This is a genomic window from Bartonella sp. bp_1 (genome assembly GCF_055808085.1).
The window spans coordinates 2,192,720-2,219,622 of sequence record NZ_CM147851.1 but is presented as its reverse complement, the minus strand read 5'-3'; the positions used below and the strand labels follow the sequence as shown (position 1 = coordinate 2,219,622).

The 26,903-nt window shown below is 44.3% G+C and carries 24 protein-coding genes; 18 read left to right on the top strand and 6 right to left on the bottom strand.

Going from position 1 to position 26,903, the window contains the following annotated elements:
- Window positions 1-4: 4 nt before the first annotated feature.
- The 8 genes from hemE (at window position 5) to ACYZ97_RS11045 (ending at window position 8,688) form a co-directional block, all read left to right on the top strand.
- Window positions 5-1,039 carry a uroporphyrinogen decarboxylase gene (gene hemE / locus ACYZ97_RS11080; RefSeq protein ID WP_473298877.1) on the top strand — a complete coding sequence of 345 codons (1,035 nt, stop codon included), beginning with the start codon at window positions 5-7 and terminating at the stop codon, window positions 1,037-1,039.
- 14 nt (window positions 1,040-1,053) lie between these two features.
- Window positions 1,054-1,578 carry a protoporphyrinogen oxidase HemJ gene (gene hemJ / locus ACYZ97_RS11075; RefSeq protein ID WP_473298875.1) on the top strand — a complete coding sequence of 175 codons (525 nt, stop codon included), beginning with the start codon at window positions 1,054-1,056 and terminating at the stop codon, window positions 1,576-1,578.
- 118 nt (window positions 1,579-1,696) lie between these two features.
- A complete protein-coding gene (gene rho, locus ACYZ97_RS11070; protein WP_473298873.1) occupies window positions 1,697-2,962 on the top strand; it encodes a transcription termination factor Rho in 1,266 nt (421 codons plus the stop codon).
- Between the two features lie 69 nt (window positions 2,963-3,031).
- Entirely contained in the window at window positions 3,032-4,339 is a 1,308-nt protein-coding gene (gene mnmE, locus ACYZ97_RS11065; RefSeq protein WP_473298871.1) for a tRNA uridine-5-carboxymethylaminomethyl(34) synthesis GTPase MnmE, read from the top strand.
- Window positions 4,340-4,438: 99 nt separating this feature from the next.
- Window positions 4,439-6,310: a tRNA uridine-5-carboxymethylaminomethyl(34) synthesis enzyme MnmG gene (gene mnmG / locus ACYZ97_RS11060; protein ID WP_473298870.1), complete on the top strand. Its 1,872-nt coding sequence runs from the start codon at window positions 4,439-4,441 to the stop codon at window positions 6,308-6,310.
- 11 nt (window positions 6,311-6,321) lie between these two features.
- A complete protein-coding gene (gene rsmG, locus ACYZ97_RS11055) occupies window positions 6,322-6,954 on the top strand; it encodes a 16S rRNA (guanine(527)-N(7))-methyltransferase RsmG (RefSeq protein WP_473298869.1) in 633 nt (210 codons plus the stop codon).
- Window positions 6,955-6,984: 30 nt separating this feature from the next.
- The gene (locus tag ACYZ97_RS11050; protein ID WP_473298867.1) at window positions 6,985-7,779 is read left to right on the top strand and encodes a ParA family protein; all 795 of its coding nucleotides are present in this window, start codon (window positions 6,985-6,987) and stop codon (window positions 7,777-7,779) included.
- A 30-nt stretch (window positions 7,780-7,809) separates the two neighbouring features.
- A complete protein-coding gene (locus tag ACYZ97_RS11045; RefSeq protein WP_473298865.1) occupies window positions 7,810-8,688 on the top strand; it encodes a ParB/RepB/Spo0J family partition protein in 879 nt (292 codons plus the stop codon).
- Window positions 8,689-8,693: 5 nt separating this feature from the next.
- Here the strand turns inward: ACYZ97_RS11045 and ACYZ97_RS11040 are convergent, their stop codons facing one another.
- The 6 genes from ACYZ97_RS11040 to dapF form a co-directional block, all read right to left on the bottom strand.
- A complete protein-coding gene (locus ACYZ97_RS11040) occupies window positions 8,694-9,146 on the bottom strand; it encodes a hypothetical protein (RefSeq protein ID WP_473298864.1) in 453 nt (150 codons plus the stop codon).
- Between the two features lie 3 nt (window positions 9,147-9,149).
- A complete protein-coding gene (gene gloB / locus ACYZ97_RS11035) occupies window positions 9,150-9,914 on the bottom strand; it encodes a hydroxyacylglutathione hydrolase (RefSeq protein ID WP_473298863.1) in 765 nt (254 codons plus the stop codon).
- A gap of 153 nt (window positions 9,915-10,067) precedes the next feature.
- Complete coding sequence (locus tag ACYZ97_RS11030; protein WP_473298862.1) at window positions 10,068-10,733, bottom strand: septation protein A; 666 nt, start codon at window positions 10,731-10,733, stop codon at window positions 10,068-10,070.
- Window positions 10,730-12,178: a signal recognition particle-docking protein FtsY gene (gene ftsY / locus ACYZ97_RS11025; protein ID WP_473298860.1), complete on the bottom strand. Its 1,449-nt coding sequence runs from the start codon at window positions 12,176-12,178 to the stop codon at window positions 10,730-10,732. Before ftsY ends, ACYZ97_RS11030 begins: the two co-directional genes overlap by 4 nt.
- A gap of 13 nt (window positions 12,179-12,191) precedes the next feature.
- Window positions 12,192-13,475: a tRNA (N(6)-L-threonylcarbamoyladenosine(37)-C(2))-methylthiotransferase MtaB gene (gene mtaB / locus ACYZ97_RS11020; RefSeq protein WP_473298858.1), complete on the bottom strand. Its 1,284-nt coding sequence runs from the start codon at window positions 13,473-13,475 to the stop codon at window positions 12,192-12,194.
- Window positions 13,475-14,329: a diaminopimelate epimerase gene (gene dapF, locus ACYZ97_RS11015; RefSeq protein WP_473298856.1), complete on the bottom strand. Its 855-nt coding sequence runs from the start codon at window positions 14,327-14,329 to the stop codon at window positions 13,475-13,477. The genes mtaB and dapF overlap by 1 nt, the downstream gene beginning before the upstream one ends.
- Before the next feature lie 221 nt (window positions 14,330-14,550).
- On the opposite strand from dapF, the gene ACYZ97_RS11010 reads away from it, so the two are divergent.
- From ACYZ97_RS11010 to lpdA, 10 genes are all read left to right on the top strand, one after another.
- Window positions 14,551-15,081, top strand: coding sequence for an AprI/Inh family metalloprotease inhibitor (locus ACYZ97_RS11010; protein ID WP_473298854.1), 531 nt, complete (start codon window positions 14,551-14,553; stop codon window positions 15,079-15,081).
- A 117-nt stretch (window positions 15,082-15,198) separates the two neighbouring features.
- On the top strand, window positions 15,199-16,359 hold the full coding sequence (gene zapE / locus ACYZ97_RS11005) for a cell division protein ZapE (RefSeq protein WP_473298852.1): 1,161 nt from the start codon (window positions 15,199-15,201) through the stop codon (window positions 16,357-16,359).
- 313 nt (window positions 16,360-16,672) lie between these two features.
- The gene (gene mdh, locus ACYZ97_RS11000) at window positions 16,673-17,635 is read left to right on the top strand and encodes a malate dehydrogenase (RefSeq protein ID WP_473298850.1); all 963 of its coding nucleotides are present in this window, start codon (window positions 16,673-16,675) and stop codon (window positions 17,633-17,635) included.
- A gap of 87 nt (window positions 17,636-17,722) precedes the next feature.
- On the top strand, window positions 17,723-18,919 hold the full coding sequence (sucC, locus tag ACYZ97_RS10995) for an ADP-forming succinate--CoA ligase subunit beta (protein WP_473298848.1): 1,197 nt from the start codon (window positions 17,723-17,725) through the stop codon (window positions 18,917-18,919).
- A gap of 2 nt (window positions 18,920-18,921) precedes the next feature.
- The gene (gene sucD, locus ACYZ97_RS10990; protein WP_473298846.1) at window positions 18,922-19,824 is read left to right on the top strand and encodes a succinate--CoA ligase subunit alpha; all 903 of its coding nucleotides are present in this window, start codon (window positions 18,922-18,924) and stop codon (window positions 19,822-19,824) included.
- A 136-nt stretch (window positions 19,825-19,960) separates the two neighbouring features.
- Complete coding sequence (locus tag ACYZ97_RS10985) at window positions 19,961-22,948, top strand: 2-oxoglutarate dehydrogenase E1 component (protein WP_473298844.1); 2,988 nt, start codon at window positions 19,961-19,963, stop codon at window positions 22,946-22,948.
- Between the two features lie 107 nt (window positions 22,949-23,055).
- Window positions 23,056-24,264: a 2-oxoglutarate dehydrogenase complex dihydrolipoyllysine-residue succinyltransferase gene (odhB, locus tag ACYZ97_RS10980; RefSeq protein ID WP_473298842.1), complete on the top strand. Its 1,209-nt coding sequence runs from the start codon at window positions 23,056-23,058 to the stop codon at window positions 24,262-24,264.
- Between the two features lie 15 nt (window positions 24,265-24,279).
- Entirely contained in the window at window positions 24,280-24,675 is a 396-nt protein-coding gene (locus ACYZ97_RS10975; protein ID WP_473298840.1) for an MAPEG family protein, read from the top strand.
- Between the two features lie 9 nt (window positions 24,676-24,684).
- The gene (locus ACYZ97_RS10970) at window positions 24,685-25,320 is read left to right on the top strand and encodes a LysE family transporter (RefSeq protein WP_473298838.1); all 636 of its coding nucleotides are present in this window, start codon (window positions 24,685-24,687) and stop codon (window positions 25,318-25,320) included.
- A 67-nt stretch (window positions 25,321-25,387) separates the two neighbouring features.
- Complete coding sequence (gene lpdA / locus ACYZ97_RS10965; RefSeq protein WP_473298836.1) at window positions 25,388-26,791, top strand: dihydrolipoyl dehydrogenase; 1,404 nt, start codon at window positions 25,388-25,390, stop codon at window positions 26,789-26,791.
- Window positions 26,792-26,903: the final 112 nt, after the last annotated feature.

The window sequence follows — 26,903 nt, the reverse complement described above, 5'->3', positions numbered from 1 at the left end:
CATCATGAAAAATTTAAAGAAAAAAAAGCTTCTGAATGTACTCGACGGTCATATCAATACACCACCACCCATCTGGATGATGCGTCAAGCAGGGCGCTATTTACCGGAATATCGTGAAACACGAAAACAAGCAGGAAGTTTTCTTGATCTTTGTTACAATCCAAAATTAGCTTATGAAGTGACAATGCAACCAATCCGTCGTTTTGGATTTGATGCTTCTATTCTTTTTTCAGATATTCTCGTTATACCCCATGCATTAGGTCGTGATTTACGTTTTGAAGAAGGCCGTGGCCCTCTGATGACACCAATTGAAGCAAAAGATATTATTAAACTTCGAAATCATGATGCCCTTTCAAAATTATCTCCATCTTTTGAAACTTTACAAATGTTGCATCAGAATTTGCCCGATGATGTAACACTAATCGGGTTTTGTGGCGCACCATGGACTGTTGCAACTTATATGATTGCCGGTCATGGTACACCAGATCAAGCACCGGCACGTCTTTTCGGATATCAAAATCCAAAAGCCATGAATGATTTACTCATGATATTGGCTGATATTTCTGCCGATTATCTAATCCATCAAATTAAAGCAGGTGCTGATACAGTCCAGATATTCGATTCATGGGCTGGTGTACTTGATGAAATATCTTTTGAAGCCTACTGTATCAAACCAGTGAAATATATGGTTGATAAAATAAAATCGGTTTATCCTGATCATCCTATTATTGGATTTCCAAAAGGTGCTGGCATACTTTATCGTGATTATGCTGTAAAGACAGGTGTTACAGCTATTGGTCTTGATTGGTCTGTTCCTTTCTCTTTTGCCAAAGAATTACAAAAAACAACACCTGTTCAAGGAAATCTAGATCCTTTGCGTTTATTGACAGGTGGTGAAGCATTAGAAAATGGTATCCGCAATATTTTAACAACATTGGGACAAGGATCATTGATATTTAATCTTGGACACGGCATATTGCCATCAACGCCGATTGAAAATGTTGTAAAAATGATTGATCTTGTGCGTAGAGGAACATGATGGAACACAAACCTATGACAACAGCAAAAATTTGGACACGGGCCATTATTTCTGTTGTCATTGTTGTTGCTGTTTTATGGGTGATGTTTCACGTGAATCTTGAAGAATATTCCAATATTGTTCTTTGGATAAAAGCACTTCATGTTATCGCTGTTATCTGCTGGATGGCCGGTATGTTTTATCTGCCACGTCTTTTTGTTTATCATTGCCGGGCTGAAAAAGATTCAATCCAATCCAAAACTTTTAAAATTATGGAACGACGCTTGCTTCGCGCAATTATTAATCCTGCAATGGTTGTTACATGGATTACTGGTCTTTGGATGGCTTGGGAAGTCTATCAATTTAAAGGCGGATGGTTGCATTTGAAATTATTGGCTGTTGTTTTGCTTTCAGCTTTTCATGGTGTTCTTTCACGAGGAACACGGCATTTTGCAGAAGATCGTAATCAATTTAGTGAAAAAACATGGCGTATTCTCAATGAAGTGCCAACCATCTTGATGGTTATTGCAGTTATTATGGTTATTGTTCAGCCATTTTGATTTTTCTTGCGCTTTATTAAAGTGGCGTGTATAGAAGGCATTCTCACCTCTATTTGTCATTGTTCTGAATATTTTCAGATCATAAGATGATATTTTCCCTTTTTAAAATGAGCTTTTTATGCAGGAAATGAAACTTCAGGAACTGAAAAGTAAAACCCCGGTTGAGCTTGTCTCTTTTGCGGAAACATTGGAAGTTGAAAATGCTTCTTTGATGCGCAAACAGGAATTGATGTTTGCCATATTGAAAAAATTGGCACTTCAAGATGTAGAAATTATCGGCGAGGGTGTTGTTGAAGTTTTAATGGATGGTTTTGGTTTCTTGCGTTCAGCAGACGCAAATTATCTTCCTGGTCCTGATGATATCTATCTTTCGCCATCACAAATTCGTCGTTTTTCATTGAAAACAGGTGATACTGTTGAAGGACCCATTCGTGGTCCGAAAGAAGGCGAACGTTATTTTGCTCTTCTTAAAATCAATACGATTAATTTTGAAGATCCAGAAAAGATTCGTCATAAAATTCATTTTGATAATTTGACACCGCTTTATCCGGATGAACGGTTGCGTATGGAACTTGAAGATCCGACAGGAAAAGATATGTCGGCTCGTGTTATTGATCTTGTTTCGCCTTTAGGTAAAGGCCAACGAGGTTTGATTGTTGCACCACCAAGAACTGGTAAAACTGTTTTATTGCAGAATATTGCCCATTCAATTACGGCTAATCATCCTGAATGTTATCTTATTGTTCTTTTGATTGATGAACGTCCTGAAGAAGTAACGGATATGCAGCGATCAGTTAAAGGTGAAGTTGTTTCATCAACATTTGACGAACCTGCTTCACGTCACGTTGCTGTTGCAGAAATGGTTATTGAAAAAGCTAAACGCCTTGTTGAACATGGCCGTGACGTTGTGATTTTGCTTGATTCAATTACTCGTTTAGGCCGTGCTTATAATACGGTTGTGCCTTCATCTGGTAAAGTTTTGACAGGTGGTGTTGATGCCAATGCCCTACAACGGCCAAAACGGTTTTTTGGTGCTGCGCGTAATATTGAAGAAGGCGGTTCATTGACTATCATTGCTACAGCACTTATTGATACAGGTAGCCGTATGGATGAAGTAATCTTTGAAGAATTTAAAGGTACCGGCAATTCGGAAATTGTACTTGATCGTAAGGTTGCTGATAAGCGTATCTTCCCAGCAATGGATATTCTTAAATCTGGTACACGTAAGGAAGATCTTCTTGTTGAACGTCAGGATTTGCAAAAAATCTTTGTGTTACGTCGTATTTTGGCTCCAATGGGTACAACAGATGCAATCGAATTCCTGATTGATAAATTGAAACAAACCAAAACCAATGGTGAATTTTTTGATTCAATGAATACCTGATCGGTTTGTTGTTTTTAAAATAGAAAAAGCGGTATATCTTTTTCAAGATATGCCGCTTTTGGATTTTTTATGGATACAATTTTTGCTCTTTCTTCCGGTTTGCTTCCTTCAGGTGTGGCTGTTATTCGCCTTTCTGGTCCACAAACATGCCATATTCTTGAAAAAATAAGCGGTGCTGTTAATACACCCCATATAATGCGATTTTCCAAATTTTGTGATCAAAATGGCGAATTGCTTGATCATGGATTAAGTGTTTTTTTTAAAGCACCAAAAAGTTTTACCGGTGAAGATTGTGCAGAATTTCATATTCATGGCGGTAAAGCTGTTGTTCAACGTTTTCTTACTGCTTTATCAACGTTTGATCATTGTCGTATGGCACAGGCGGGTGAATTTTCGCGGCGTGCTTTTGCTAATGGAAAGATTGATTTAACCGAAGCTGAAGGTTTGGCTGATCTTATTGAAGCAGAAACAGAAAGCCAACGACGCCTTGCTATGATGGGCGCTAGTGGAAAATTGGCAAATCTTTATAGATCATGGCGTCGCCGTATGATTGAGGCACGAGCTTTAATCGAGGCTGAGCTTGATTTTAGTGATGAAGCGGATGTGCCAGGTTCTGTATCTGATCAAATCTGGATTGATATGGGATTATTAAGTGATGAGATTGATAAACATATTGCTGCAGCAGATAAAGCAGGTGTGTTGAGAGATGGTCTCAATATTGTTATTGCAGGTGCGCCAAATGCTGGAAAATCTAGTATAATCAATATGTTAGCTAATCGTGATGTTGCGATTGTAAGTGATGAAGCTGGAACAACACGAGATATATTGGAAGCACGTATTGTTATTGCAGGTCTACCAGTGCTTATTCATGATACGGCTGGTTTGCGACAAACAGAAGCTGCTATAGAAAAAATTGGTATTGCGAAGGCTTATGAACGATTAGAAAATGCCGATCTGGTTCTACTTGTTGATGATATGGAAAATCCACAAACGGTAGATTTGACAATTGCGGTTAAAAATATTTGGCATATCGGTAATAAAAGCGATGTTATTACAGGTGATAAAAACCGTTGGCCGATTCAACTCTCTGCCAAAACAGGAAAAGGTTTCGACGTTTTTATGCAAAAACTTGAAGCTTTTTGTTTGTCATTTAGTGAAACAATCAGCGAGCTGATACCAATCCGTCAAAGACAACGTGATTTATTACGTGAAACAGTCAACGAGCTTAAAAGCGCGATTGATGGACAACATCTTGATATTGAACTTCGAGCTGAACATTTACGCCGGGCTTCTGATTCTCTTGGTCGCATTACAGGCGATATTGATATTGAAGATATTCTGGATGTGATATTTTCACAATTTTGCATCGGCAAATAATGATTCACGTGAAACAATTCTTATGGTATGACCGCGCACAAGAAAAATATACGTTTCACGTGAAACGATTAACCTGAAAATTCAATCTGGATAGAATGAATGAGCCAAATATATGATGTTATCGTTGTCGGCGGAGGACATGCAGGTTGTGAAGCTGCTGCGGCTTCAGCCCGCCTTGGCGCAAAAACAGCTCTTGTAACTCATCATTTCAATACAATTGGTACCATGTCTTGTAATCCTGCTATTGGTGGATTGGGTAAAGGACATCTGGTTCGTGAAATTGATGCATTGGATGGACTCATGGGTGTTGCTGCCGATCAGGCAGGTATTCAGTTTCGTCTTTTAAATCGACGTAAAGGACCGGCAGTACGTGGTCCACGTACGCAGGCTGATCGCAAACTTTATAAAACAGCCATGCAAAGGTTGATTAGTAATCAATCCAATCTTGATGTCATTGAAGATGAAGTGATTGATTTGGTTGTTACGGATCAGCAGATTGATGGTGCTGTTTTAGCAAAAACCGGAAAATTGATAGCAAAGGCTGTTGTATTGACAACAGGTACTTTTTTACGTGGTCTTATTCATATTGGGGAAAAGACATGGCCCGCGGGTAGAATGGGGGAAGAACCGTCATTATTATTGGGTCAGCGCTTAACGGCTTTGAATATTGTTTTTGGCCGTTTAAAAACGGGTACACCGGCACGGCTTAGTCGCCGGTCCATTGATTGGGACCGTTTGCCGAAACAAAATGCCGATGAAAATCCAATTCCGTTTTCGTTATTGACGAATAAAATAGAGCAGCCACAGATTGATTGTGCGATTACCCGTACGAATGAAAAAACTCATGAGGTCATTAGACAGAATCTTCATCGTTCAGCTATGTATTCTGGTGCGATTGAAGGTATTGGGCCACGATATTGTCCATCTATTGAAGACAAAATTGTCAAATTTGGTGATCGTGATGGACATCAGATATTTTTGGAGCCGGAGGGATTGGATGACGATACAATTTATCCCAATGGTATTTCAACATCACTGCCGGAAGATGCACAATATGCATTATTGGCGACGATTGAAGGTCTTAAAAATGTCCAGGTTTTGCAACCCGGTTATGCGATTGAATATGATTATGTTGATCCGCGCCAACTAGATCGTTCATTGGAATTACGTAAAATGCGCGGACTTTTTCTGGCCGGTCAGATCAATGGGACAACAGGTTATGAAGAAGCTGGTGCACAAGGATTGGTTGCTGGTTTGAATGCGGCTCGTAAAGCTGCCGGTCAGGAGCCTGTTATTTTTCAGCGAACTCAAGCCTATATTGGTGTAATGATTGATGATCTTGTGTCGCGTGGTGTCAGTGAACCTTATCGTATGTTTACATCGCGTGCCGAATTTCGTCTTTCATTACGAGCCGATAATGCCGATGAACGTTTGACACCTATGGCGCAGACACTTGGTCTTGTCGGACAGGAAAGACAGAATGTCTATGAAGAACGACGTAAGAAGCTGGATGGTTTGAGAACACTGACACAATCTTTGCAGCTGACGCCTAATGAAGCGGCCGAACATGGGCTTTCAGTCAATCGTGATGGTGTACGCCGTTCAGCCTATGATCTTTTATCCTATCCGGATATGTCTTTGATGCGTTTGGCCGAAATCTGGCCGCAGTTTAATGCATTTGATGCATCAACAGTTGAAGCCATAGAGATTGAAGCACAATACGCTGTTTATCTGGATCGTCAGCAACGTGATATTGCCCAGTTAGAACGGGATGAAAAATTACATATACCTGAGGATCTGGATTTCAATGTCATTTCTGGCTTATCAAATGAATTGAAAGCTAAAATATTGCAGCGTGCACCGAAAACGATTGCTGAGGCCCAACGTATTGATGGCATGACGCCGGCTGCGTTATCTTTGATTATTACCCATATCCAACGTTTGCATCGTTATGAAAAATCGGTGGCTTAAGGATTTTATCCATGAAAGATAAAATCGATTTTCTTAAAACTGTTTTTCCTACAGTTTCACGTGAAACAATCGATAAGCTTTGTGCTTATGAGGCATTGGTGAGAAAATGGCAGCCGCATATCAATCTTATTGCCAATTCAACGCTGGATGAATTATGGATTCGGCATATTGTTGATAGTGTTCAGGTCTTTAAATATGCAGAAACTGCAGATTCTTGGCTTGATATTGGCTCAGGCGGTGGTTTTCCAGGTCTTGTAACGGCAATATGCCTTAAACAAAAGGGCTCAGGCCGGATTGCGCTTGTTGAAAGCAATCATAAAAAGGCAGCATTTTTGCGTACCGTTGTTGCAGAGTTGGATTTACCTGCCGATATATATGCTAACCGTATAGAAGATTGTTATCAGATAATTGCCAAGCCCCAAGCCATTTCAGCCCGTGCTTTGGCTTCACTTGATACTTTATTTAGCTTGGTTTTTCCGTGGTTTGATCATGAAACAATCGCAATCTTGCAAAAAGGTCGTGATTATCTGTTGGAAATTGATGAAGCCCGTGCCAATTGGCAATTTAGTCTGGTAAAACATAGCAGTCAGATCGACAGGAATTCTGTATTATTAGAAATTACCGATTTACAGCCAATCCATTAAAATATTGGCAAAATCGAAAAGGTACATTGAATGAACGGCACACGCATTATAGCTATCGCCAATCAAAAAGGCGGTGTTGGCAAAACAACAACAGCCATCAATCTTGCCACAGCACTTGCGGCTATTGGTGAGACAGTGCTTGTTCTGGATATTGATCCGCAAGGTAATGCTTCGACCGGTTTGGGTATTGATCGCAATAATCGTCCGGTTTCTTCCTATGATGTTTTGGTTGATGGTATTTCAGTGGTTGATGCTGCGGTACAGACGGCTGTTCCCAATCTTTATCTTGTGCCTTCAACGCTTGATCTGTTGGGTGTTGAAATGGAAATTGCGCCTGCACAGGATCGTATACAGCGTTTGCGTAAAGCGCTTCGGCATGATGAAAAAGTACAAAGCAAATTCAGTTATGTGCTGATTGACTGTCCGCCTTCACTCAATCTTTTGACATTGAATGCTATGGGATCGGCTGATTCAGTATTGGTGCCATTGCAATGTGAGTTTCTAGCGCTGGAAGGTTTGAGCCAATTGCTTGAAACAGTCAAACAAGTGCGTGGCAGTCTCAATCCGGCTTTGGAAATTCAGGGAATCGTATTGACGATGTATGATGGGCGCAACAATCTTTCCAATCAGGTTGTTGAAGATGTTCGCGCTTTCATGGGTGATAAAGTCTATCGAACGGTTATTCCACGTAATGTCCGCGTATCAGAAGCGCCTTCTTTCGGTAAACCGGCTTTGCTTTATGATTTGAAATGCACGGGTTCCCAAGCTTATTTGCAATTGGCATCCGAGGTGATCCAGCGAGAACGGCGTTTGCGCGCTGCTTGATTTTAAGTTACTGATTTAAAAGAGAAAAATATGAGTGAAGATCAATCAAAAAAAAGACTGGGCCGCGGTTTGGCTGCTTTGATCGGTGATGTTGATCTGGGCCTTGATAATAAGAAAACGCCGCCTCCCTCTTTACAATCAGAACGTTATGTTCCTATCGAGTTTATTGCCCGTAATCCGCGTAATCCACGGCGGCAGTTTACCGAGGTTGAGCTTGATGATCTAGCGCAATCCATTCGTGAACATGGTATTGTTCAGCCAGTGGTTGTGCGGCCTTCTCCCGATCATCCTAATCGGTTTGAGCTGATTGCCGGTGAACGACGTTGGCGGGCAGCGCAGCGTGCCAATTTGACAGAAGTTCCTGTTATTGTACGTGATGTTGATGATCGTACAGCGTTAGAATTGGCAATTATTGAAAATGTTCAGCGTTCCGATCTCAATCCTATCGAAGAGGGTATGGGCTATCAGCAGCTGATTGATGATCATGATTATACCCAGGCTGATTTGGCGCAGGTTATCGGTAAAAGTCGTAGTCATGTTGCAAATACACTGCGTTTGCTTAAACTCCCTGCCAAGGTTCAACAAATGCTCAATGATAGTCAGCTATCAGCTGGTCATGCACGCTGTTTGATTACGGTTGATGATCCATTGGCTTTGGCTGAACAAATTATTCGCGATGGTTTGTCTGTGCGTCAGGCAGAGGCTTTGGCCAACCAGAAGGTATCGAATAAATCTGTTAAACGCACACCGGCACAGAAGGACGCCGATACAAAGGCGCTGGAAAAACTCTTAGGTGATGTTATTGGTATGAAAGTGGCAATCAAGCATGGCAAAAAGGGCGGTGATATCAAGATCCATTATGCATCGCTTGAACAATTGGACGATATTTGCCGCCGTTTGCAGAGTTGATAATTTTATCCTCCCAGAAGGGTACGGATACGATCGGCATATTTTTTTGCAAAAGCAAGATTTGCTTTTGAGACAGCCTGACTTTCATCAAAAATCTGGTCTTCGTCGCCATCGGCAATTGATGCAGCAAAAGAAGCTGTAATGGCCATAGAAGCCAGAACATAGTCTCGGATTTCCATTTTGTTGTCGCGGATTGTTTTTGCAAGCAGTGGTTTGCCTTCAATTGTTTTAACCATATCGGTCAAACGGTCATCATTACCGGTTCCCGGTGCATCCGGTTCATCCGGAAGGTTGTTGATTGCCTGCTGAATTTTTTCAAGCTTTGTCAGCACAGCTTCAGTTAATGGATAATCGGCAACTTCTTTTGGATTGGTCACAGGCGCTGGAATGGCAAAATTGTCTGCCTGCGCATAGACGGGAGCTAGAAGTAAGATGATGAAAACAAGCAAATATTTCATGGTTTAGAAATTATCCTTTAAACGACGTATTTGGGTAAAAACATCAAGATCTGTAGCATTCTCTAATTTCAATTTTTGACGGATTGATGGTGCATGGGCGCGTAAAAACGGGTTGGTTGCTTTTTCTTGCGCTATTGAGACGGGCAGTGTTGGCAGACGATTGGCACGTAATTTTTTAATTTCATCGGCGCGTTTTTGAAGTTCCATATTATCAGGATCGATTGAAAGGGCAAATTGTGCATTGCTTTCGCTATATTCATGCCCGCAATAGATTTTCGTATCATCAGGCAGCGCTGCCAATTTTGCAAGGCTATCAAACATCATTTGCGGTGTGCCTTCAAAGATACGTCCACAGCCTAGCGAGAAAAGAGTATCACCGGTAAAGACGGTTTTAATGTTTGGCCAATAATAGGAAACCTCACCCAATGTGTGACCGGGGGTGGCTATAATCTCAATTTGGCAACCCGCAAAAGTAATGTTGTCACCATCCTTGACCATTTTATCAAGATTGGCAATCTTGTCGGCTTCTGCCCCTGGTCCGATCACGTGACAGCTATATTTTGTTTTCAGTTCTTTGATGGCTTCTGTATGATCGAGATGGTGGTGGGTGATTAGCAGCAAATCGAGCGACCAGCCTTTTTCTTCGAGTTTGTTTATGATGGAGCGCGCTGAAGGTGCATCGATGGCAGCGGTTTTACCGCTTTCTTCATCATGCAATAGAACTGCGAAATTATCTGTGCGGCACATGAACTGTTCAATCTGCAGCATCAATAGGTTCCTTTTGGATATCTTTATATTTGTGCATTGGTTATTATGGCCGCAACATTTTGCGCTATAGAAAGATACTCACCATTAATTCTTGAATTTGCATCCTGTCACTTTCGTTCATCTATCAAAATGGGCAATACCGGTTTGATTGGATCAATCCAGTTTTTTACCGTTGAGCGGTTCTGTTGCATGTTTCATGATTAATGGCATTTGTCCGATCATGAAAATGATCGTGATGGGCATGGTGCCGAATACTTTGAAACTTGTCCAGAAATCGTCTGAAAAGTTACGCCAGACTATTTCGTTGAGAATAGCCAGAAAAATGAAAAAACACGCCCAGCGGAAAGTCAGCTTGTGCCAGCCTTTGGCATCAAGTTGAAAAGCAGAATCCAGTACATAGCCAAGCAGGGGTTTTTTAAAGGCCAGCCCACCAAACAGAATAAGTCCAAAAAGCGTATTGATGATGGTCGGCTTCATTTTAATAAAAGTATCATTATGGAGCCATAATGTCAGAGCGCCGAAAAAAAGTACAAAAATACCCGACACCAAAGGCATGATCGGTATTTTGCGGGCAATGATCCATGATGCGGCCAAGGCTGCAACAATTGCTATCATAAAAATAGCGGTGGCTGGAAAGATCGGTTTATCAAAGCTTTTGAAAAACGAGATATTTTGCAGAAGCCATTCACCTTTATAATTGGCAAAGAAAAAAACAACCAAAGGGCCCATTTCAAGAATAAGTTTCAATGTTGGTGACATATGCATGTCTTTGACGGCTTTGGCATTGTCGGGCTCTGGTTCAAATATAGATGGTTTCATATGCCTTCTCCATCATGTTTTCCGGCAATGGCTTCTGCAAAATCATCAGCCTTGAAGGGTTCGAGATCATCAATATCTTCGCCGACGCCGATAAAATAGACTGGTAATTTATGTTTTGCAGCAATTGCAACTAGAATACCGCCGCGGGCTGTGCCATCGAGTTTAGTCATAATCAGACCATTGACACCGGCAATATTGCGGAAAATTTCGACCTGTGAAAGCGCATTTTGGCCGGTTGTAGCATCCAGCGTTTGCAAGACAGTGTGCGGGGCTTCAGGGTCATGCTTGCCAAGTACACGGACGATCTTTGCCAGTTCTTCCATCAGCTCGGCTTTGTTTTGCAATCTTCCGGCTGTATCGATGATGAGGACATCACTACCCGCTTCACGTGCCTTTTCATAAGCTTCATAGGCAAGAGAGGCGGCATCGCTGCCAAGTTGTGACGAGACAACGGGGCTGTTTGTGCGTTTGCCCCAAATATGCAGCTGTTCAATGGCGGCTGCACGGAAAGTGTCACCTGCTGCAAGCATGACTTTCAATCCGCCGGCCGTAAGCTTGGCTGCCAGTTTGCCTATCGTTGTTGTTTTACCGGTTCCGTTAACGCCGACCACCAGAATGACATGGGGTTTGTGTGATAGATCAAGTTCCAACGGCATAGCCACGGGCTCAAGAACCTTTTTGATTTCTTGTGCCATGATCGTGCGCACTTCATCGGTAGAAATATCCTTGCCATAACGGGTTGATGCCAACGTATCGGTAATACGTATGGCAGTTTCCAGTCCTAAATCGGCTTGAATGAGTACATCTTCAAGATCCTGCAACGTATCTTCGTCAAGCTTACGTTTGGTAAAGATCGAGCCGATGGAATCACCGAGCTGTTGGGATGAACGGAATAGACCTGCCTTAAGCCGTTCGAACCATGTTTTTTTAGGTGCTGCCTTGACCGGTTCGGAGATAATCTCTTTCTTTTCTTCAATTTTATCGGCAACTGTTACTTTCTTTGCGACAGGTGTCTTTATTTCTTTTGTCGGTTTGACAGGTTCCTGTGTTGTCACAGATGGTTCAGGCGTTGCCGGTTTTGATGTTTTTGCTTTTTGAGGGGCGACAGTTTTTTTCGCTTGCACTTGGGCAGAAGCCGATATCGATTTCTCTGGCTCTGGCTCTGGCTCTGGCTCTGGCTCTGGCTCTGGCTCTGGCTCTGGCTCTGGCTCTGGCTCTGGCTCTGGCTGAATAGTATCTTCTACTGTTTGTATCTGTTCGGCATCCGGTTGATCTTTATCCGTAACCGGTTCTTTTGACTGTTGTCCGGCCATATAGGCTTCAAAAGGTGTCAGACCTGCAGTTTGTGTGGTTTCACCGGATGGTTTTTCAACCATATCGGATGATATATTTTCAGCCGGTTTTTGGCCGAAAGAAAAGACACGTTTGAATAAACCTTTTGCCATTTATTTTTCCTGATCAGGCGGCGCGGATATTGTGCATCTGCGCAATGAGTTTTGTTTTGTCATGACCGATGATGGTAGTTTTGACAAGAGTACTGGAAATACCGCCTTTCACATCAACCAGAGTATAGTCTTCTGTGCGTCCGATATTATCTCGTTCGATCAATACCATCTGATCGCTACCTTGTAACTTTTTCAGATGTTTCAAATAGGCTTTTTCACCGGCTTCACGCAAAATACGGGCGCGCTCTTTAATGACGGAGCCATCAACAGGCGGCATTTTAGCCGCCGGTGTTCCTTCACGCGGGCTATAGGGGAAAACATGTAGATGGGTCAGACCGCATTCTTCGACAAGTTTCAGGCTGTTTTCAAACATCGAATCGGTTTCTGTTGGAAAACCGGCAATTAGATCGGCGCCATAGACTATATCGGGGCGTTTTTCGCGCAATTTTTGGCAAAATTCTATAGATTGTTCACGTAAATGGCGCCGTTTCATTCGTTTGAGAATCATGTTGTCACCTGCTTGCAAGGATAGATGCAGGTGCGGCATGATGCGTTTTTCATACATTAATTGTTCAAGCAGCTCTTCATCCGCTTCAATTGAATCAATGGACGAGAGACGTAGTCGTGCAAGGTCAGGTACATTTTTTAAAATGGTTTTTACCAGTTTGCCAAGGCATGCTTTACCCGGTAGATCAGGACCATAAGACGTCAGATCGACACCGGTTAATACGATTTCCTGATAACCATTGGCATTGAGATGTTTTATTTGCTCGACAACCGCACCCATTGGGACAGAACGTGATGGCCCACGGCCGTAAGGAATAATACAAAAGGTGCAACGGTGATCGCACCCATTTTGAACCTGTACAAAAGCCCGCGCCCGTCCTTCGATTGAATCAACCATATGAGGGGCATTTACGGTTACTTCCATAATATCGTTGACGCGTAGCTTTTCATAAGAATTAACGCCGAAATCGGGAAGCTGACGATAGGAATGCGCGTGTAGCTTTTCTTCATTGCCAAGAACCAGATCGACTTCATCCATGGTGGCAAAGTCCACGGCCTGGGTTTGTGCTGCACAACCGGTAACGATAATACGGGCATCAGGGTTTTCACGCCGAGCCTTGCGGATTGCCTGTTTGGCTTGGCGTACGGCTTCTGCCGTTACGGCGCATGTATTGAAAATGAAGGCGCCATTTTCCAATCCTTCCAGTCCGGCAGCTTTGCTTTCTTTGCGCATGACTTCCGATTCATAGGCATTGAGACGACAGCCGAAAGTGACAATTTCAGTTGCCATTACTTTTGGTCCCGTTGATATGCACCGGTTTGACGGTTGAACGTACCGGTGAATTCAAATTCTGCCGGCCCGCTCATCAGGACATGGTCATCATTGCGCCATTCAATCTGTAAAATACCACCAGGTAATGTCAGGGCTGTCTTACGTCTGGTCAATGCGCGGCGGTTGGCGGCAACAGCAGTTGCGCAGGCGGCTGTACCACAGGCGCGGGTCAGCCCTGCTCCACGTTCCCATGTGCGAACATGGATTGTTTCTTTATCAATTATATTGGCAAAGGAAATATTGGCGCGTTTTGGAAATAGCGGATGATTTTCGAGGGCAGGTCCCAACTTTTCCAAGGGCTTTGACCAGATATCCTCCTGTATGAAAAAGATTGCATGTGGATTGCCCATTGAGACAAGGCAGGCATCGGGCAAGTCTTCAACACCCAGATTTACGTGGTTTGTGTCGATGATTTCACGTGAAACAGGAATGTTGTACCAATCAAAACGAGGCTTACCCATATCAACACAGATGGATGAGATATCGTGACGCCAAGCTTCGACCCGTCCGCCTTTGGTTGCAAAGATGAAATGGTCTTTGCTATTTTGTGCATAAAGCCATTCGACAACGCAGCGGGTACCATTGCCGCAAGCTTCGGCCAAAGAGCCGTCACTGTTTAGTATGTCGATGCGATAGTCTTCTTCATCTGTGCCGTCATAAACGGCCATGATCTGGTCATAGGCGGTATCTTGTGTTGTATTAAGCGCTATCGCAGCCTTTGGCGGGATAGAATCGGTACGCCCACGCATATCCGCGACAATGATTTCATTGCCTAGGCCATTCATTTTGGTGAAGTATATTGTATCGTTCATGGCTCTTCTTTTTAATCTTAAGAATTCTATATGAAGCAAAAGACACGAAATTTCCAGTCAAACGATAAGGGTCAGTCTGTTTTGTTACCTGTTGCTGATAAGCCGCAATTATACCAAATTTTTATTTGTTTAAGAAAATTTCATAAAGATGCCGTTTTATGGCATAATAAAGGCTAAAAGATCGTGCTGAAATAGCCTTGTCGCGATGGAGTATTTTTAAAATGAAGTTTTTAATAACCGATAAAAAGGTAAAACTCGGATTGGCGGCCATTGCAGGTTGCGCTTTTCTTCTTGCTGGTTGTTCGACATCGCGATTTGGTGATGCCAGTGGGCAGCCAGCGCAGATTGTAATGCCAGGTGGTTATGGCACAGTAACGCAAAGCGATCTACCGCCTCCGGGCGGTTACCCGCAGGCACCCGGTACAGATGGATCGACACAGGTGGCAAGTCTTGAGCCGCCAGCCGATGCGGCTGATCTTACTGCAGCCAGTGTTGCTGGCGTATGGCGTGCCAATATTGGTGGTATGAGCTGTCAGATTGCAACGCCGCAAACCAAATTCGGCCAAGGTTATCGTGCTGGCCCATTGCATTGCCCGGCAGCTTTTGCCGATGTTAAATCATGGGCAGTTAGCGGTAAGCAGTTGAGTTTCTATGATAGTACTGGGAATTCGGTCGCAACGCTTTATTCGGGCGGTCAGGGTAGCTTTTCCGGCCAGACATCAAGTGGTCAGGCGGTTACATTATCGCGTTGATAGAGGTACTTATCCAATGATCAGGCCGGTGATGATTGTCACCGGCTTTTTTGTTTTGTAAAAGTGTTGGCATCCGGTGCCGGTGATGATTATGTCATCATGATATGAGGAATAAAAATGAGTTCAGTCCGCCAATATTATGATGCGCTTGTGTCGCGTGGTGAAATAGACTTTGATCCTGCACAGGTCGAATTGATCGCACATTTTGATCGGTTGATAAAAACAATTGGCGAACGTCCGCTTGGTAATAAGAGTTCGGCACTTGGCTGGCTTTTTGGCAAGCGTAAGGATCAAGGTTCAACTGTTAAGGGGCTTTATGTTTACGGGGAGGTTGGTCGCGGTAAAACCATGTTGATGGATTTATTCTATAATGCTTTGCCCGGCGATAATAAGCGGCGTGCCCATTTTAATGATTTCATGGCTGATGCGCATGACCGAATCACCCGTCATCGACAGGCATTGGATCGAGGTGAGACCAAGGAAAATGATCCAATTCCACCAGTTGCAAAGGCATTGGCAGCACAATCAAAAATTCTTTGTTTCGATGAGTTTACGGTTACCGATATTGCTGATGCAATGATTTTGTCCCGGCTTTTTACGGCGCTTTTCAATGAGGGGGTTGTGTTGGTGGCAACATCCAATGTGGCACCGGACGATCTTTATACCAACGGGCTGAACCGTCAGCTTTTTTTGCCGTTTATCAAAATATTGAAAGAGCATGTCGAGGTATTCTGTCTGGATGCCAAAACGGATTACCGATTGGAAAAAACCGATCGTAAACCCGTTTATGTTTGTCCGCTTAATGATGATACAGCGGCAAAAATTGATGCATCCTGGGCCGAGGTTCTTGATGGCAGGAATGAACAGCAGGATGAAATTACGGTGCGTGGTCACCGCTTGCCTGTGCCGCGAATGGCTGATGACGTTGCGCGATTTGATTATGTGGATTTATGTGCCAAGCCCTATGCCGCTCGTGATTATATGGCGCTGGTCTCGCGTTATCGGACAGTTTTTATTGATAATATTCCTTTGATGGATGATGAACATCGTAACGAGACCAAGCGCTTTATCCTGCTTATTGATACGCTTTATGATCATCATGTACGGCTTTTTGCGTCTGCTGCCGCAACACCGGATAAACTTTATCGGGGGCGGGCTAAAACAACAGAAACTTTTGAGTTTGATCGTACGGTATCACGTCTTTTTGAAATGCAAAGTGAAGAATATTTGCAAATTTGGGCCAAAGGTGACCCGCGTCAGGCAGCAAAAACCGTCTGATTGTGAAAAAAATACGGCAAAGAGACCTAAATTAGTGATATATATTTACGTTAACGTAAACGTTATTCAATCTAAACGATTGAATTTAAAGGTAATGCATAATTGTGTTGTGTTTTTTTTCGATTCATCTTATCGACCGATGAGCGTCAAATTTATATTTTTGTCTCTCGAGATGGAAATCTATGTTTGGCGGGGCTTTTTAGGTTGTCGCAATATTGCCTTCGGGGCGCTTATATTGAGGCAAGTTGGTCTATTTAGTCCGGGAAGGCGCTTTAGAGGTTAAGTACCCGGGCTCAGCGTGAGGAAAACCAAAATGGCACGTAATAAAATTGCTCTTATCGGTTCAGGTATGATCGGCGGCACATTGGCCCATATGATCGGCTTGAAGGAACTTGGTGATGTTGTTCTTTTCGATATTGCCGAAGGTACACCGCAGGGCAAAGGGTTGGATATTGCCGAATCATCGCCAGTTGATGGATTTGATGCTCATTTTACCGGTGCTAATGACTATGCCGCCATCAAGGGCGCCAATGTTATTATCGTTACTGCCGGTGTACCGCGTAAACCCGGTATGAGCCGTGATGACCTTCTGGGTATCAATTTGAAGGTGATGGAACAGGTTGGTGCCGGCATTGCGAAATATGCGCCGGATGCTTTTGTAATTTGCATCACCAATCCGCTGGATGCGATGGTTTGGGCTTTGCAGAAATTTTCTGGTTTGCCTGCCAATAAGGTTGTCGGTATGGCCGGTGTTCTTGATTCTGCACGCTTCCGTTATTTTTTGGCTGAAGAATTCAAGGTGTCTGTAGAAGATGTTACCGCTTTTGTGCTTGGCGGCCATGGTGATTCGATGGTGCCTTTGGCACGCTATTCGACAGTTGCCGGTATTCCATTGCCTGATCTTGTTAAGATGGGTTGGACAACACAGGCTAAGCTTGACCAGATCATTCAGCGTACGCGTGATGGCGGTGCAGAAATTGTCGGCCTTTTAAAAACAGGTTCTGCTTATTATGCGCCGGCTTCATCTGCTGTTGCGATGGCTGAAGCTTATCTGAAGGATAAAAAACGCGTTATGCCGATGGCTGCTCATCTTTCCGGTCAGTACGGCGTTAAGGATATGTATGTCGGTGTACCGGTTGTAATCGGTGCCAATGGCGTTGAACGCGTTATTGAGATTGATCTTAACAAGGATGAAAAAGCCGAATTCGAAAAATCTGTCGGTGCGGTTAAGGGTTTGTGCGAAGCCTGCGTCGGCATTGCGCCTAATTTGAAATAACGCCATCCCCTGCCCATATTGATTGGGCGGCTATTTTTTCTGTCGCCGGATTGTCCGGCGACCTCTACTATATAAGGAAGAATGTTTATGAATATCCATGAATATCAGGCTAAACGTCTGCTTCATGAATATGGTGCGCCAATTGCCAATGGTGTTGCTGTTTATTCTGTTGAGCAGGCTGAAGAATGGGCCAAGAAACTGCCTGGACCGCTTTATGTGGTTAAAAGCCAGATTCATGCCGGTGGTCGCGGCAAGGGCAAGTTCAAGGAACTTGGTCCCGATGCCAAAGGCGGTGTCCGTCTGGCCAAATCGGTTGAGGAAGTTGTCGCCAATGTTAAAGAAATGCTTGGCAAGACATTGGTCACCAAGCAGACAGGTCCTCATGGCAAGCAGGTCAATCGTCTTTACATCGAAGATGGTGCGGATATTGAGCGTGAACTTTACCTTTCTATTCTGGTTGACCGTACAGTCGGTGAAGTTGCTTTTGTTGTTTCGACCGAAGGCGGTATGGATATTGAAACTGTTGCTGAAGAAACACCGGATAAGATTGTAACGGTTGCAATCAATCCTGATAAGGGTGTGACAGATGCCGATGCCAAGAAGCTTTGCGATGCTTTGGAATTAAAAGATGCTGCACGCGAAGATGGTTTGAAGCTTTTCCCGATTCTCTATAAAGCCTTTGTTGAAAAGGATATGAGCCTTCTGGAAATCAATCCGCTTATCATCATGAAAGACGGACATCTGCGTGTTCTCGATTCGAAAGTATCTTTTGATAATAATGCGTTGTTCCGTCATCCCGATATTGTCGAGCTGCGTGATACTTCGGAAGAAGATCCTAAGGAAATTGAAGCTTCCAAGCATGACCTTGCCTATGTTGCCCTTGATGGCAATATCGGTTGTATGGTCAATGGTGCCGGTCTTGCTATGGCAACGATGGATATCATCAAGCTTTATGGTGCAGAGCCTGCAAATTTCCTTGATGTTGGTGGTGGTGCAACCAAGGAAAAGGTTACAGCTGCATTTAAGATTATTACCGCTGACCCCCATGTCAAAGGCATCTTGGTCAATATTTTCGGCGGCATCATGCGTTGTGATGTGATCGCTGAAGGTGTGATTGCTGCTGTTAAGGAAGTCGGTTTGAAAGTGCCTCTTGTTGTTCGTCTTGAAGGCACCAATGTTGAAAAAGGCAAGGCAATCATCAACGAAAGCGGCCTCAATGTGATTTCTGCGGATGATCTTGATGATGCCGCCCAGAAAATTGTCGCAGCGGTGAAGGGAGCCTAAATATGTCGATTCTCATTAATAAAGACACCAAGGTTCTGGTTCAGGGTTTGACCGGTAAGACTGGTACTTTCCACACCGAACAGGCGCTTGCCTATCACGGTACACAGATGGTTGGCGGTATCCACCCTAAAAAGGGCGGCGAAACTTGGCAAGGATCAAACGGCGAGAATTTGCCGATTTTTTCTACTGTTGCTGAAGGCAAAGAAAAGACTGGTGCTGATGCTTCTGTTATCTATGTGCCACCAGCAGGGGCCGCTGCAGCGATTATTGAAGCGATTGAAGCTGAGATCGGTCTGATTGTCTGTATCACGGAAGGTATTCCTGTTGTCGATATGGTTAAGGTCAAAGCCAAACTGGACAAATCCAAGTCTCGTTTGATCGGGCCGAACTGTCCCGGTGTTCTTACGCCGAATGAATGCAAGATTGGCATTATGCCGGGCTCGATCTTCAAGAAGGGCTCTGTCGGTGTTGTGTCGCGTTCCGGTACATTGACCTATGAAGCTGTATTCCAGACTTCAAATGAAGGTTTGGGACAGACAACAGCTGTCGGTATTGGTGGTGATCCGGTTAAGGGCACAGAATTTATCGATATTCTGGAAATGTTCTTGGCTGATGACGAAACCAAGTCGATCGTTATGATCGGTGAAATTGGTGGTTCTGCAGAAGAGGATGCTGCCCAGTTCATCAAGGATGAAGCTAAAAAGGGTCGCAAAAAGCCGATGGTTGGCTTTATTGCCGGTCGTACAGCGCCTCCTGGACGTACCATGGGTCATGCTGGTGCAGTGATTTCCGGCGGTAAGGGCGGTGCCGAAGACAAGATTGCTGCTATGGAAGCCGCAGGCATTCGTGTTTCGCCTTCTCCAGCGCAGCTTGGCAAGACATTGGTCGAAGTTCTGAAGGGCTAAAAAATATAAATGGCCCGCAGCTTTAAAGGGTGCGGGCTGTTTTCAGCGGAGGTCTCAAACCTCTTCATACGTTTTCAAGCGTGCTCAACCAGCCGCTAATTTTAAGGAGACGGGACAGAACGTTCCGGCAACGACAATGGCAAGACAGGATCAGGTGAACGATCTTTTCGAACAAACGTCATTTCTCTATGGCGGTAATGCGGATTATATTGATCAGCTTTATGCGGAATATGAGAAAAATCCGGCGAATGTTGATCCGCAATGGCGTGAGTTTTTTGAAAGTCTTCATGAAAACAAGGAAGATGTTCTTAAAGCTGCAGAAGGTGCTTCATGGGCGCGTGATAATTGGCCTTTGAAAGAAAGCGGCGAGTTGGTTTCGGTTTTAGATGGCGATTGGCCACAAGTTGAAAAGCATATGGAATCCAAGCTGAAGGATAAGGCACAGGCAGCCGGTCAGTCGATTAATGAGCAGGATATGGTGCAGGCAACCCGTGATTCGGTGCGTGCCATTATGATGATACGTGCTTTCCGTATGCGCGGCCATCTACATGCCAAACTTGATCCGTTGCAATTGGCTGAGAAGCCTGAAGATTATAATGAATTATCGCCGGAAACTTACGGTTTTACGCCGGCAGATTATGACCGCAAAATTTTTATCGATAATGTTTTGGGGCTGGAATACGCAACTATTCCTCAAATGCTGGAAATTTTGAATCGCACCTATTGTTCGACTATCGGTGTTGAATTTATGCATATTTCCGATCCGGCTCAAAAATCATGGATCCAGGAACGTATTGAAGGGCCGGATAAGCATATTGAATTTACGCCGGAAGGCAAAAAGGCGATTATGCATAAGCTTGTCGAAGCTGAAGGTTTCGAGAAATTTCTTGATCTCAAATATAAGGGTACGAAACGTTTCGGCCTTGATGGTGGCGAAGCGTTGATTCCGGCGCTTGAACAAATCATTAAACGCGGTGGTGCGTTGGGTGTTAAGGAAATTATATTCGGCATGGCCCATCGTGGCCGCCTTAATGTGCTTTCCCAGGTTCTGTCCAAGCCGCATCGGGCAATTTTTCATGAGTTCAAGGGTGGCTCCTATAAGCCTGATGATGTTGAGGGTTCCGGTGATGTGAAATACCATCTTGGTACTTCGTCGGATCGTGAGTTTGATGGCAATGAAGTTCATTTGTCGCTTCTGCCTAATCCATCGCATCTTGAAATTGTTGATCCTGTGGTTGTCGGTAAGGCCCGTGCCAAGCAGGACCAGCTCGTTGGCCCGACACGGACAGATCTTATTCCCCTTTCCGAACGTGCCAAGATATTGCCATTGTTGATTCATGGTGATGCGGCTTTTGCCGGACAGGGCGTTATCCAAGAAACATTGGGTCTTTCGGGCCTTAAGGGATATCGTGTTGCCGGTTCTATCCACGTTATTATCAATAACCAGATCGGCTTTACGACTAATCCGCGTTTTTCTCGTTCTTCGCCTTATCCGTCGGATGTGGCAAAAATGATTGATGCGCCGATTTTCCACGTTAATGGGGATGATCCGGAAGCTGTCGTTTTTGTTGCCAAGGTGGCAACCGAATTCCGTCAGATTTTCCATAAGCCTGTTGTCATTGACATGTTCTGTTATCGTCGTTTCGGCCATAATGAGGGTGATGAACCGTCATTCACTCAGCCGTTAATGTATAAGGCAATCCGTGGTCATAAGACCACAATGGAGCTTTATGGCGAACAGTTGATCAAGGAAGGTCTTTTGAGCGCTGAAGAAATCGATGCCCAGAAGAAAGCCTGGCATGATAAGCTCGAAGCTGAGTTTGAGGCGGGTTCATCCTATAAGCCTAATAAAGCTGATTGGCTTGATGGTTCATGGGCCGGTTTGCGTACAGCGGATAATGCTGATGAACAGCGCCGCGGGGCAACTGGTGTCGCAATCAAGACCTTGAAGGAAATCGGTCAGAAGCTGGTTGAGGTGCCTGAAGGTTTTCAAGTCCATAAAACGATTCAGCGGTTCCTCGATAATCGAGCTAAGATGATTGAAAGCGGTGAAGGTATTGATTGGGCAACCGGTGAAGCTTTAGCTTTTGGTTCATTGGTTGCAGAAGGCAATCCGATCCGCCTATCGGGTGAGGATGTCGAACGCGGTACTTTTTCGCAGCGTCATTCGGTACTTTATGATCAGGAAAACGAGAATCGCTATATTCCGCTTAACAATATCCAGAAGGGTCAGGCAATTTATGAACCGATCAATTCGATGTTGTCGGAAGAAGCCGTTCTTGGTTTTGAATATGGTTACTCGATGGCCGAACCGCGTGGTTTGACTTTGTGGGAAGCCCAATTCGGTGATTTTGCCAACGGCGCACAGGTGGTTTTTGACCAGTTCATTTCATCAGCTGAACGCAAATGGTTGAGAATGTCAGGTCTTGTCTGTCTTCTGCCACATGGCTTTGAAGGTCAGGGACCAGAGCATTCTTCTGCACGTCTTGAACGTTATCTGCAGCTTTGTGCGGAAGATAATATGCAGGTGGCTAATTGTACGACACCAGCCAATTATTTTCATATTTTGCGGCGTCAGATCAAACGCGATTTCCGCAAACCTTTGATCTTGATGACACCAAAATCGCTTTTGCGTCATAAGCGTGCTGTATCGACACTGGCAGAAATGGGTGCGGATACAACATTCCATCGTCTGCTTCTTGATGATGCACAATATCTCAAAGATCAGCCGATCAAATTGCAAAAGGATAATAAAATCCGCCGTGTCGTTCTGTGTTCGGGTAAGGTCTATTATGATCTTTATGAAGAACGCGAGAAACGCGGTATTGATGATATTTATCTGTTGCGTGTTGAGCAGCTTTATCCATTCCCGGCCAAGGCGCTTGTCAATGTTTTGTCGCGTTTCTTGCAGGCAGAAATTGTCTGGTGTCAGGAAGAGCCTAAAAATATGGGTGCCTGGTCGTTTATTGAGCCTTTCCTTGAATGGGTTTTGGCCCATATCAAGGCGCAATATCCGCGTGCACGTTATGCTGGCCGTCCGGCATCGGCATCGCCTGCAACGGGTTTGATGTCCAAGCATCTTGAACAATTGGCAGCGTTTTTGGAGGATGCGCTTGGCAATTAAAATGGTTTTGCGGTTTAAAGGCCGCAAAATTCATATGTAAATTCACGTAAAGGCGGTGAAAACAGTCTTTGCAAAAGTTCTAACAGTCTGACCAATGGAAGAAGATTATGGCTACTGAAATTCGTGTTCCTACTCTTGGGGAATCTGTTACTGAGGCGACCATCGGCAAATGGTTCAAGCAGCCGGGTGATGCGGTTGCCATGGATGAACCGCTGGTCGAGCTTGAAACCGATAAGGTTACAGTCGAGGTTCCTTCACCTGTTGCCGGTAAATTGGCTGAAATTGTTGCTAAAGAAGGTGATACAGTTGAACTAAATGCCCTTTTGGCAATGGTTGAAGAAGGTGCAGCTGGTGCAGCCCCTTCTGTTCCTAAACCCGCCGCACCTGCGGCTGCTTCGGCTCCTGCACCAGCTGAGTCAGCTGCAGCTGGTACAATGCAGCCAGCGCCATCGGCTGCCAAGCTGATGGCTGAAAACAACCTTACCAATGATCAGGTTGACGGCTCCGGTAAACGTGGTCAGGTCTTAAAGGGTGATGTGCTTGATGCGCTTGCCAAGGGAACGACATCGGCAGCTGCATCAAGTGCATCGCGCGCGCCTTCTTCTGTACAGGATGCAGCGCGTGAAGAGCGTGTCCGCATGACTAAATTACGCCAGACGATTGCCCGTCGTTTGAAAGACGCGCAAAATACTGCAGCCATGCTTACAACCTTTAACGAGGTGGATATGAGCGCAGTGATGGATCTGCGTAAGAGATATAAAGATGTGTTCGAGAAAAAACATGGCGTCAAACTTGGATTTATGGGTTTCTTTACCAAAGCTGTCTGCCATGCTTTGAAAGAAATTCCGGCTGTGAATGCCGAAATTGACGGTACCGATCTTGTTTATAAGAATTATGTCAATGCCGGCATTGCTGTTGGTACTGATAAAGGCCTTGTTGTGCCGGTGGTGCGTGATGCCGATCAGATGTCAATCGCTGAAATTGAAAAAGAGATTGGTCGTTTGGGTCGTTTGGCGCGTGATGGTAAATTGGCTGTTGCCGATATGCAGGGTGGTACATTTACTATTACCAATGGCGGTGTTTACGGTTCATTGATGTCAACGCCGATCCTGAATGCACCGCAATCGGGTATTCTTGGTATGCATTCAATCAAGGAACGCGCTATGGTTGTTGGTGGCCAGATTGTTATCCGTCCTATGATGTATCTTGCGCTTTCTTATGACCATCGTATTGTTGACGGTCAGGAAGCTGTTACTTTCCTTGTCCGCGTCAAGGAAAGTTTGGAAGATCCCGAACGTCTTGTTCTTGATCTCTGATAAAAGGTTTCAAGCATGATGAATGCACCGACAGCTTTATTGACCTTCAGTGTCATTTTGCTGTTGGTGCATATTTTTTTACAAGCCTATTTTGTAACAAAGGAACTGGGAAGAGCATGGAATGCCGGCCCACGTGATGAAAACAGAAACCCACAATCGGTGTTAGCCGGTCGTGCTGAACGTGCCAGCTGTAATTTTCGTGAAACCTATCCCGCTTTTCTTGCTTTGATGTTGGCATTGTCTTTCCAGCCAGCCAATATCATGGTTGCAGTTATTGGTGGTTGGGTCTGGATACTGGCACGGATTGTCTATTTGCCGCTTTATCTTGCGGGTATTCCCTATATACGCTCATTCATTTGGCTTGTGTCTCTTTTTGGGCTTTTTATCATGGCCGTTTCTTTTTTTATCTGAGGTTAGGCAATGGCTTATTATCTCTCTGTCTATGGCCCGTTTTTTCTTGTTTTCGCATTCGGTGTTATTATGCCGGGGGCTGATTTTGCCATGGTCCTGCGTCAATCGATTTTGGTCGGTCGAAAAAATGCGATTATTACATCTTGTGGTATAGGTGCTGCCATTCTTGTTCATGCTACCTATACGATTTTAGGCCTTGGGATTATTATCGCCCATTCATTATGGTTGTTTAATATGATCAAATGGGCTGGCGTCGCTTATCTGCTTTATTTGGGATTGAGTGCATTACGCTCAAAAGGGACAGCTTTTACCATTGCCGATGAGCAGAAAGTATTATCCATTCAGTCGAACAAAAAGGCTTTTATGCTTGGTTTTGCCGTTAATATGCTCAATCCCAAGGCGGTATTTGTCTTTTTATCTTTTTTCTCGACATTGTTGCCGCCGACAGTAAGCATGCATGGCAAGATTGGTTTGGCTTTCACGATGGCCGCTTTTATTATTTTATGGTTTAGCGCTGTCAGTTTATTTATGACAACACCGGTCATGCGACAATTTTTTTCACGTGCATCCAAATGGATTGATCGGATTTGTGGCACAGTTTTTATCGTTTTGGGCATACGTTTGATGTTTCAGAAAGCATCTTGATTTTCAATCAGGGCTGTTTCGGCCTTAATTATTGATAAGCCGTGGTAACGGCATGAAAGGAAATAAAATGGCATATGATGTAGTGGTAATTGGCGCAGGTCCTGGAGGTTATGTTTGTGCAATCAAGGCCGCACAATTGGGTTTGAAAACAGCGATTGTTGAAAAGCGTGAAACTTTGGGTGGTACCTGCCTTAATGTCGGTTGTATTCCGTCTAAGGCGCTTTTACATGCATCGGAAATTTTTGCTGAAGCCAATCATGGTTTTGAAGCATTGGGTGTTTCGGTTTCCAAACCCAAGCTCGACATGGCCGGTTTGATGAAGCATAAACAGGTGACTGTAGACGCCAATACACAGGGCGTTGCCTTTTTGATGAAGAAAAATAAAATTGATACTTTTACCGGCGCAGCCAAGGTTTTGGGTACGGGCAAGGTAGAAGTTAATGGCAAGGACGGTACGCAGGTTCTGGAAACCAAGAACATTGTCATTGCAACCGGCTCCGATATTGCTGGTGTTCCGGGTTTGAATGTCGATATTGACGAAAAGGTCATTGTTTCATCGACAGGTGCAATTGCATTGGAAAAAGTACCGGCCAAAATGGTTGTTGTCGGTGCCGGTGTTATCGGTTCGGAACTTGGTTCGGTCTGGAGTCGTTTGGGTGCAAAAGTCACGGTTGTTGAATTCCTCGATAAGGTACTTGGCCCGATGGATGGTGAAGTATCGAAGAACTTCCAGAAATTGATGGAGAAGCAGGGTATCGAGTATAAACTTGGTGCCAAGGTCACCGGTATTGAAAAGTCGGCGGGTGGTGCCAAGGTAACATTTGAGCCGGTTAAGGGCGGTGCTGCTGAAACATTAGAAGCTGATATTGTATTGGTCGCGACTGGTCGGCGTCCTTATACAGACGGGCTTGGCCTTGTAGAAGCCGGCGTCAAGCTTGATGAACGTGGTCGTGTTGATATTAATGATCATTGGCAGACTAATGTTGCGGGCATTTATGCTATTGGTGATGTGGTCAAGGGGCCGATGTTGGCACATAAGGCTGAAGATGAAGGATTTGCTTTGGCTGAAATTCTTGCCGGTCAGAAAGGCCATGTTAATTTCGATGTTATTCCAAGTGTTGTTTATACACAGCCGGAAGTTGCCTCTGTCGGTAAGACGGAAGAAGAACTGAAAGCGGCCGGTATTGAATATAAGGTTGGCAAGTTTCCTTTTATGGCCAATGGTCGTGCCCGAGCCATGTTGCATACGGATGGATTTGTTAAAATTCTGGCTTGTGCAAAGACGGATAAGGTTTTGGGCGGTCATATTCTCGGTTTTGGTGCCGGTGAAATGATTCATGAAATTGCGGTGTTGATGGAGTTTGGCGGTTCTTCGGAAGATATTGGCCGTACCTGTCACGCCCATCCGACGATGTCGGAGGCTGTCCGTGAAGCGGGTCTTGCTACTTTTGCCAAGCCGCTACACATGTGATTATTATAAAATCATTCTAAAAGCCGCCCTTTTGAGGGCGGCTTTTTTATGGATATGACAATTTTTTATTTTAACTTTTTCTCTTGTCTTTTTTGCTGACCGCCCAATTTAG

Excerpts from the sequence above, each read along its gene's own strand:
- sucC (WP_473298848.1), top strand. The coding sequence starts at position 17,723 with ATGAATATCCATGAATATCAGGCTAAACGTCTGCTTCATGAATATGGT.
- ACYZ97_RS11010 (WP_473298854.1), top strand. The coding sequence starts at position 14,551 with ATGAAGTTTTTAATAACCGATAAAAAGGTAAAACTCGGATTGGCGGCC.
- rho (WP_473298873.1), top strand. The coding sequence starts at position 1,697 with ATGCAGGAAATGAAACTTCAGGAACTGAAAAGTAAAACCCCGGTTGAG.
- ACYZ97_RS11030 (WP_473298862.1), bottom strand. The coding sequence starts at position 10,733 with ATGAAACCATCTATATTTGAACCAGAGCCCGACAATGCCAAAGCCGTC.
- ACYZ97_RS10970 (WP_473298838.1), top strand. The coding sequence starts at position 24,685 with ATGGCTTATTATCTCTCTGTCTATGGCCCGTTTTTTCTTGTTTTCGCA.
- hemJ (WP_473298875.1), top strand. The coding sequence starts at position 1,054 with ATGACAACAGCAAAAATTTGGACACGGGCCATTATTTCTGTTGTCATT.
- ACYZ97_RS10975 (WP_473298840.1), top strand. The coding sequence starts at position 24,280 with ATGATGAATGCACCGACAGCTTTATTGACCTTCAGTGTCATTTTGCTG.
- rsmG (WP_473298869.1), top strand. The coding sequence starts at position 6,322 with ATGAAAGATAAAATCGATTTTCTTAAAACTGTTTTTCCTACAGTTTCA.
- ACYZ97_RS11045 (WP_473298865.1), top strand. The coding sequence starts at position 7,810 with ATGAGTGAAGATCAATCAAAAAAAAGACTGGGCCGCGGTTTGGCTGCT.
- mnmG (WP_473298870.1), top strand. The coding sequence starts at position 4,439 with ATGAGCCAAATATATGATGTTATCGTTGTCGGCGGAGGACATGCAGGT.
- hemE (WP_473298877.1), top strand. The coding sequence starts at position 5 with ATGAAAAATTTAAAGAAAAAAAAGCTTCTGAATGTACTCGACGGTCAT.
- mnmE (WP_473298871.1), top strand. The coding sequence starts at position 3,032 with ATGGATACAATTTTTGCTCTTTCTTCCGGTTTGCTTCCTTCAGGTGTG.
- gloB (WP_473298863.1), bottom strand. The coding sequence starts at position 9,914 with ATGCTGCAGATTGAACAGTTCATGTGCCGCACAGATAATTTCGCAGTT.
- lpdA (WP_473298836.1), top strand. The coding sequence starts at position 25,388 with ATGGCATATGATGTAGTGGTAATTGGCGCAGGTCCTGGAGGTTATGTT.
- ACYZ97_RS10985 (WP_473298844.1), top strand. The coding sequence starts at position 19,961 with ATGGCAAGACAGGATCAGGTGAACGATCTTTTCGAACAAACGTCATTT.
- dapF (WP_473298856.1), bottom strand. The coding sequence starts at position 14,329 with ATGAACGATACAATATACTTCACCAAAATGAATGGCCTAGGCAATGAA.
- mtaB (WP_473298858.1), bottom strand. The coding sequence starts at position 13,475 with ATGGCAACTGAAATTGTCACTTTCGGCTGTCGTCTCAATGCCTATGAA.
- mdh (WP_473298850.1), top strand. The coding sequence starts at position 16,673 with ATGGCACGTAATAAAATTGCTCTTATCGGTTCAGGTATGATCGGCGGC.
- ACYZ97_RS11050 (WP_473298867.1), top strand. The coding sequence starts at position 6,985 with ATGAACGGCACACGCATTATAGCTATCGCCAATCAAAAAGGCGGTGTT.
- ftsY (WP_473298860.1), bottom strand. The coding sequence starts at position 12,178 with ATGGCAAAAGGTTTATTCAAACGTGTCTTTTCTTTCGGCCAAAAACCG.
- zapE (WP_473298852.1), top strand. The coding sequence starts at position 15,199 with ATGAGTTCAGTCCGCCAATATTATGATGCGCTTGTGTCGCGTGGTGAA.
- sucD (WP_473298846.1), top strand. The coding sequence starts at position 18,922 with ATGTCGATTCTCATTAATAAAGACACCAAGGTTCTGGTTCAGGGTTTG.
- odhB (WP_473298842.1), top strand. The coding sequence starts at position 23,056 with ATGGCTACTGAAATTCGTGTTCCTACTCTTGGGGAATCTGTTACTGAG.
- ACYZ97_RS11040 (WP_473298864.1), bottom strand. The coding sequence starts at position 9,146 with ATGAAATATTTGCTTGTTTTCATCATCTTACTTCTAGCTCCCGTCTAT.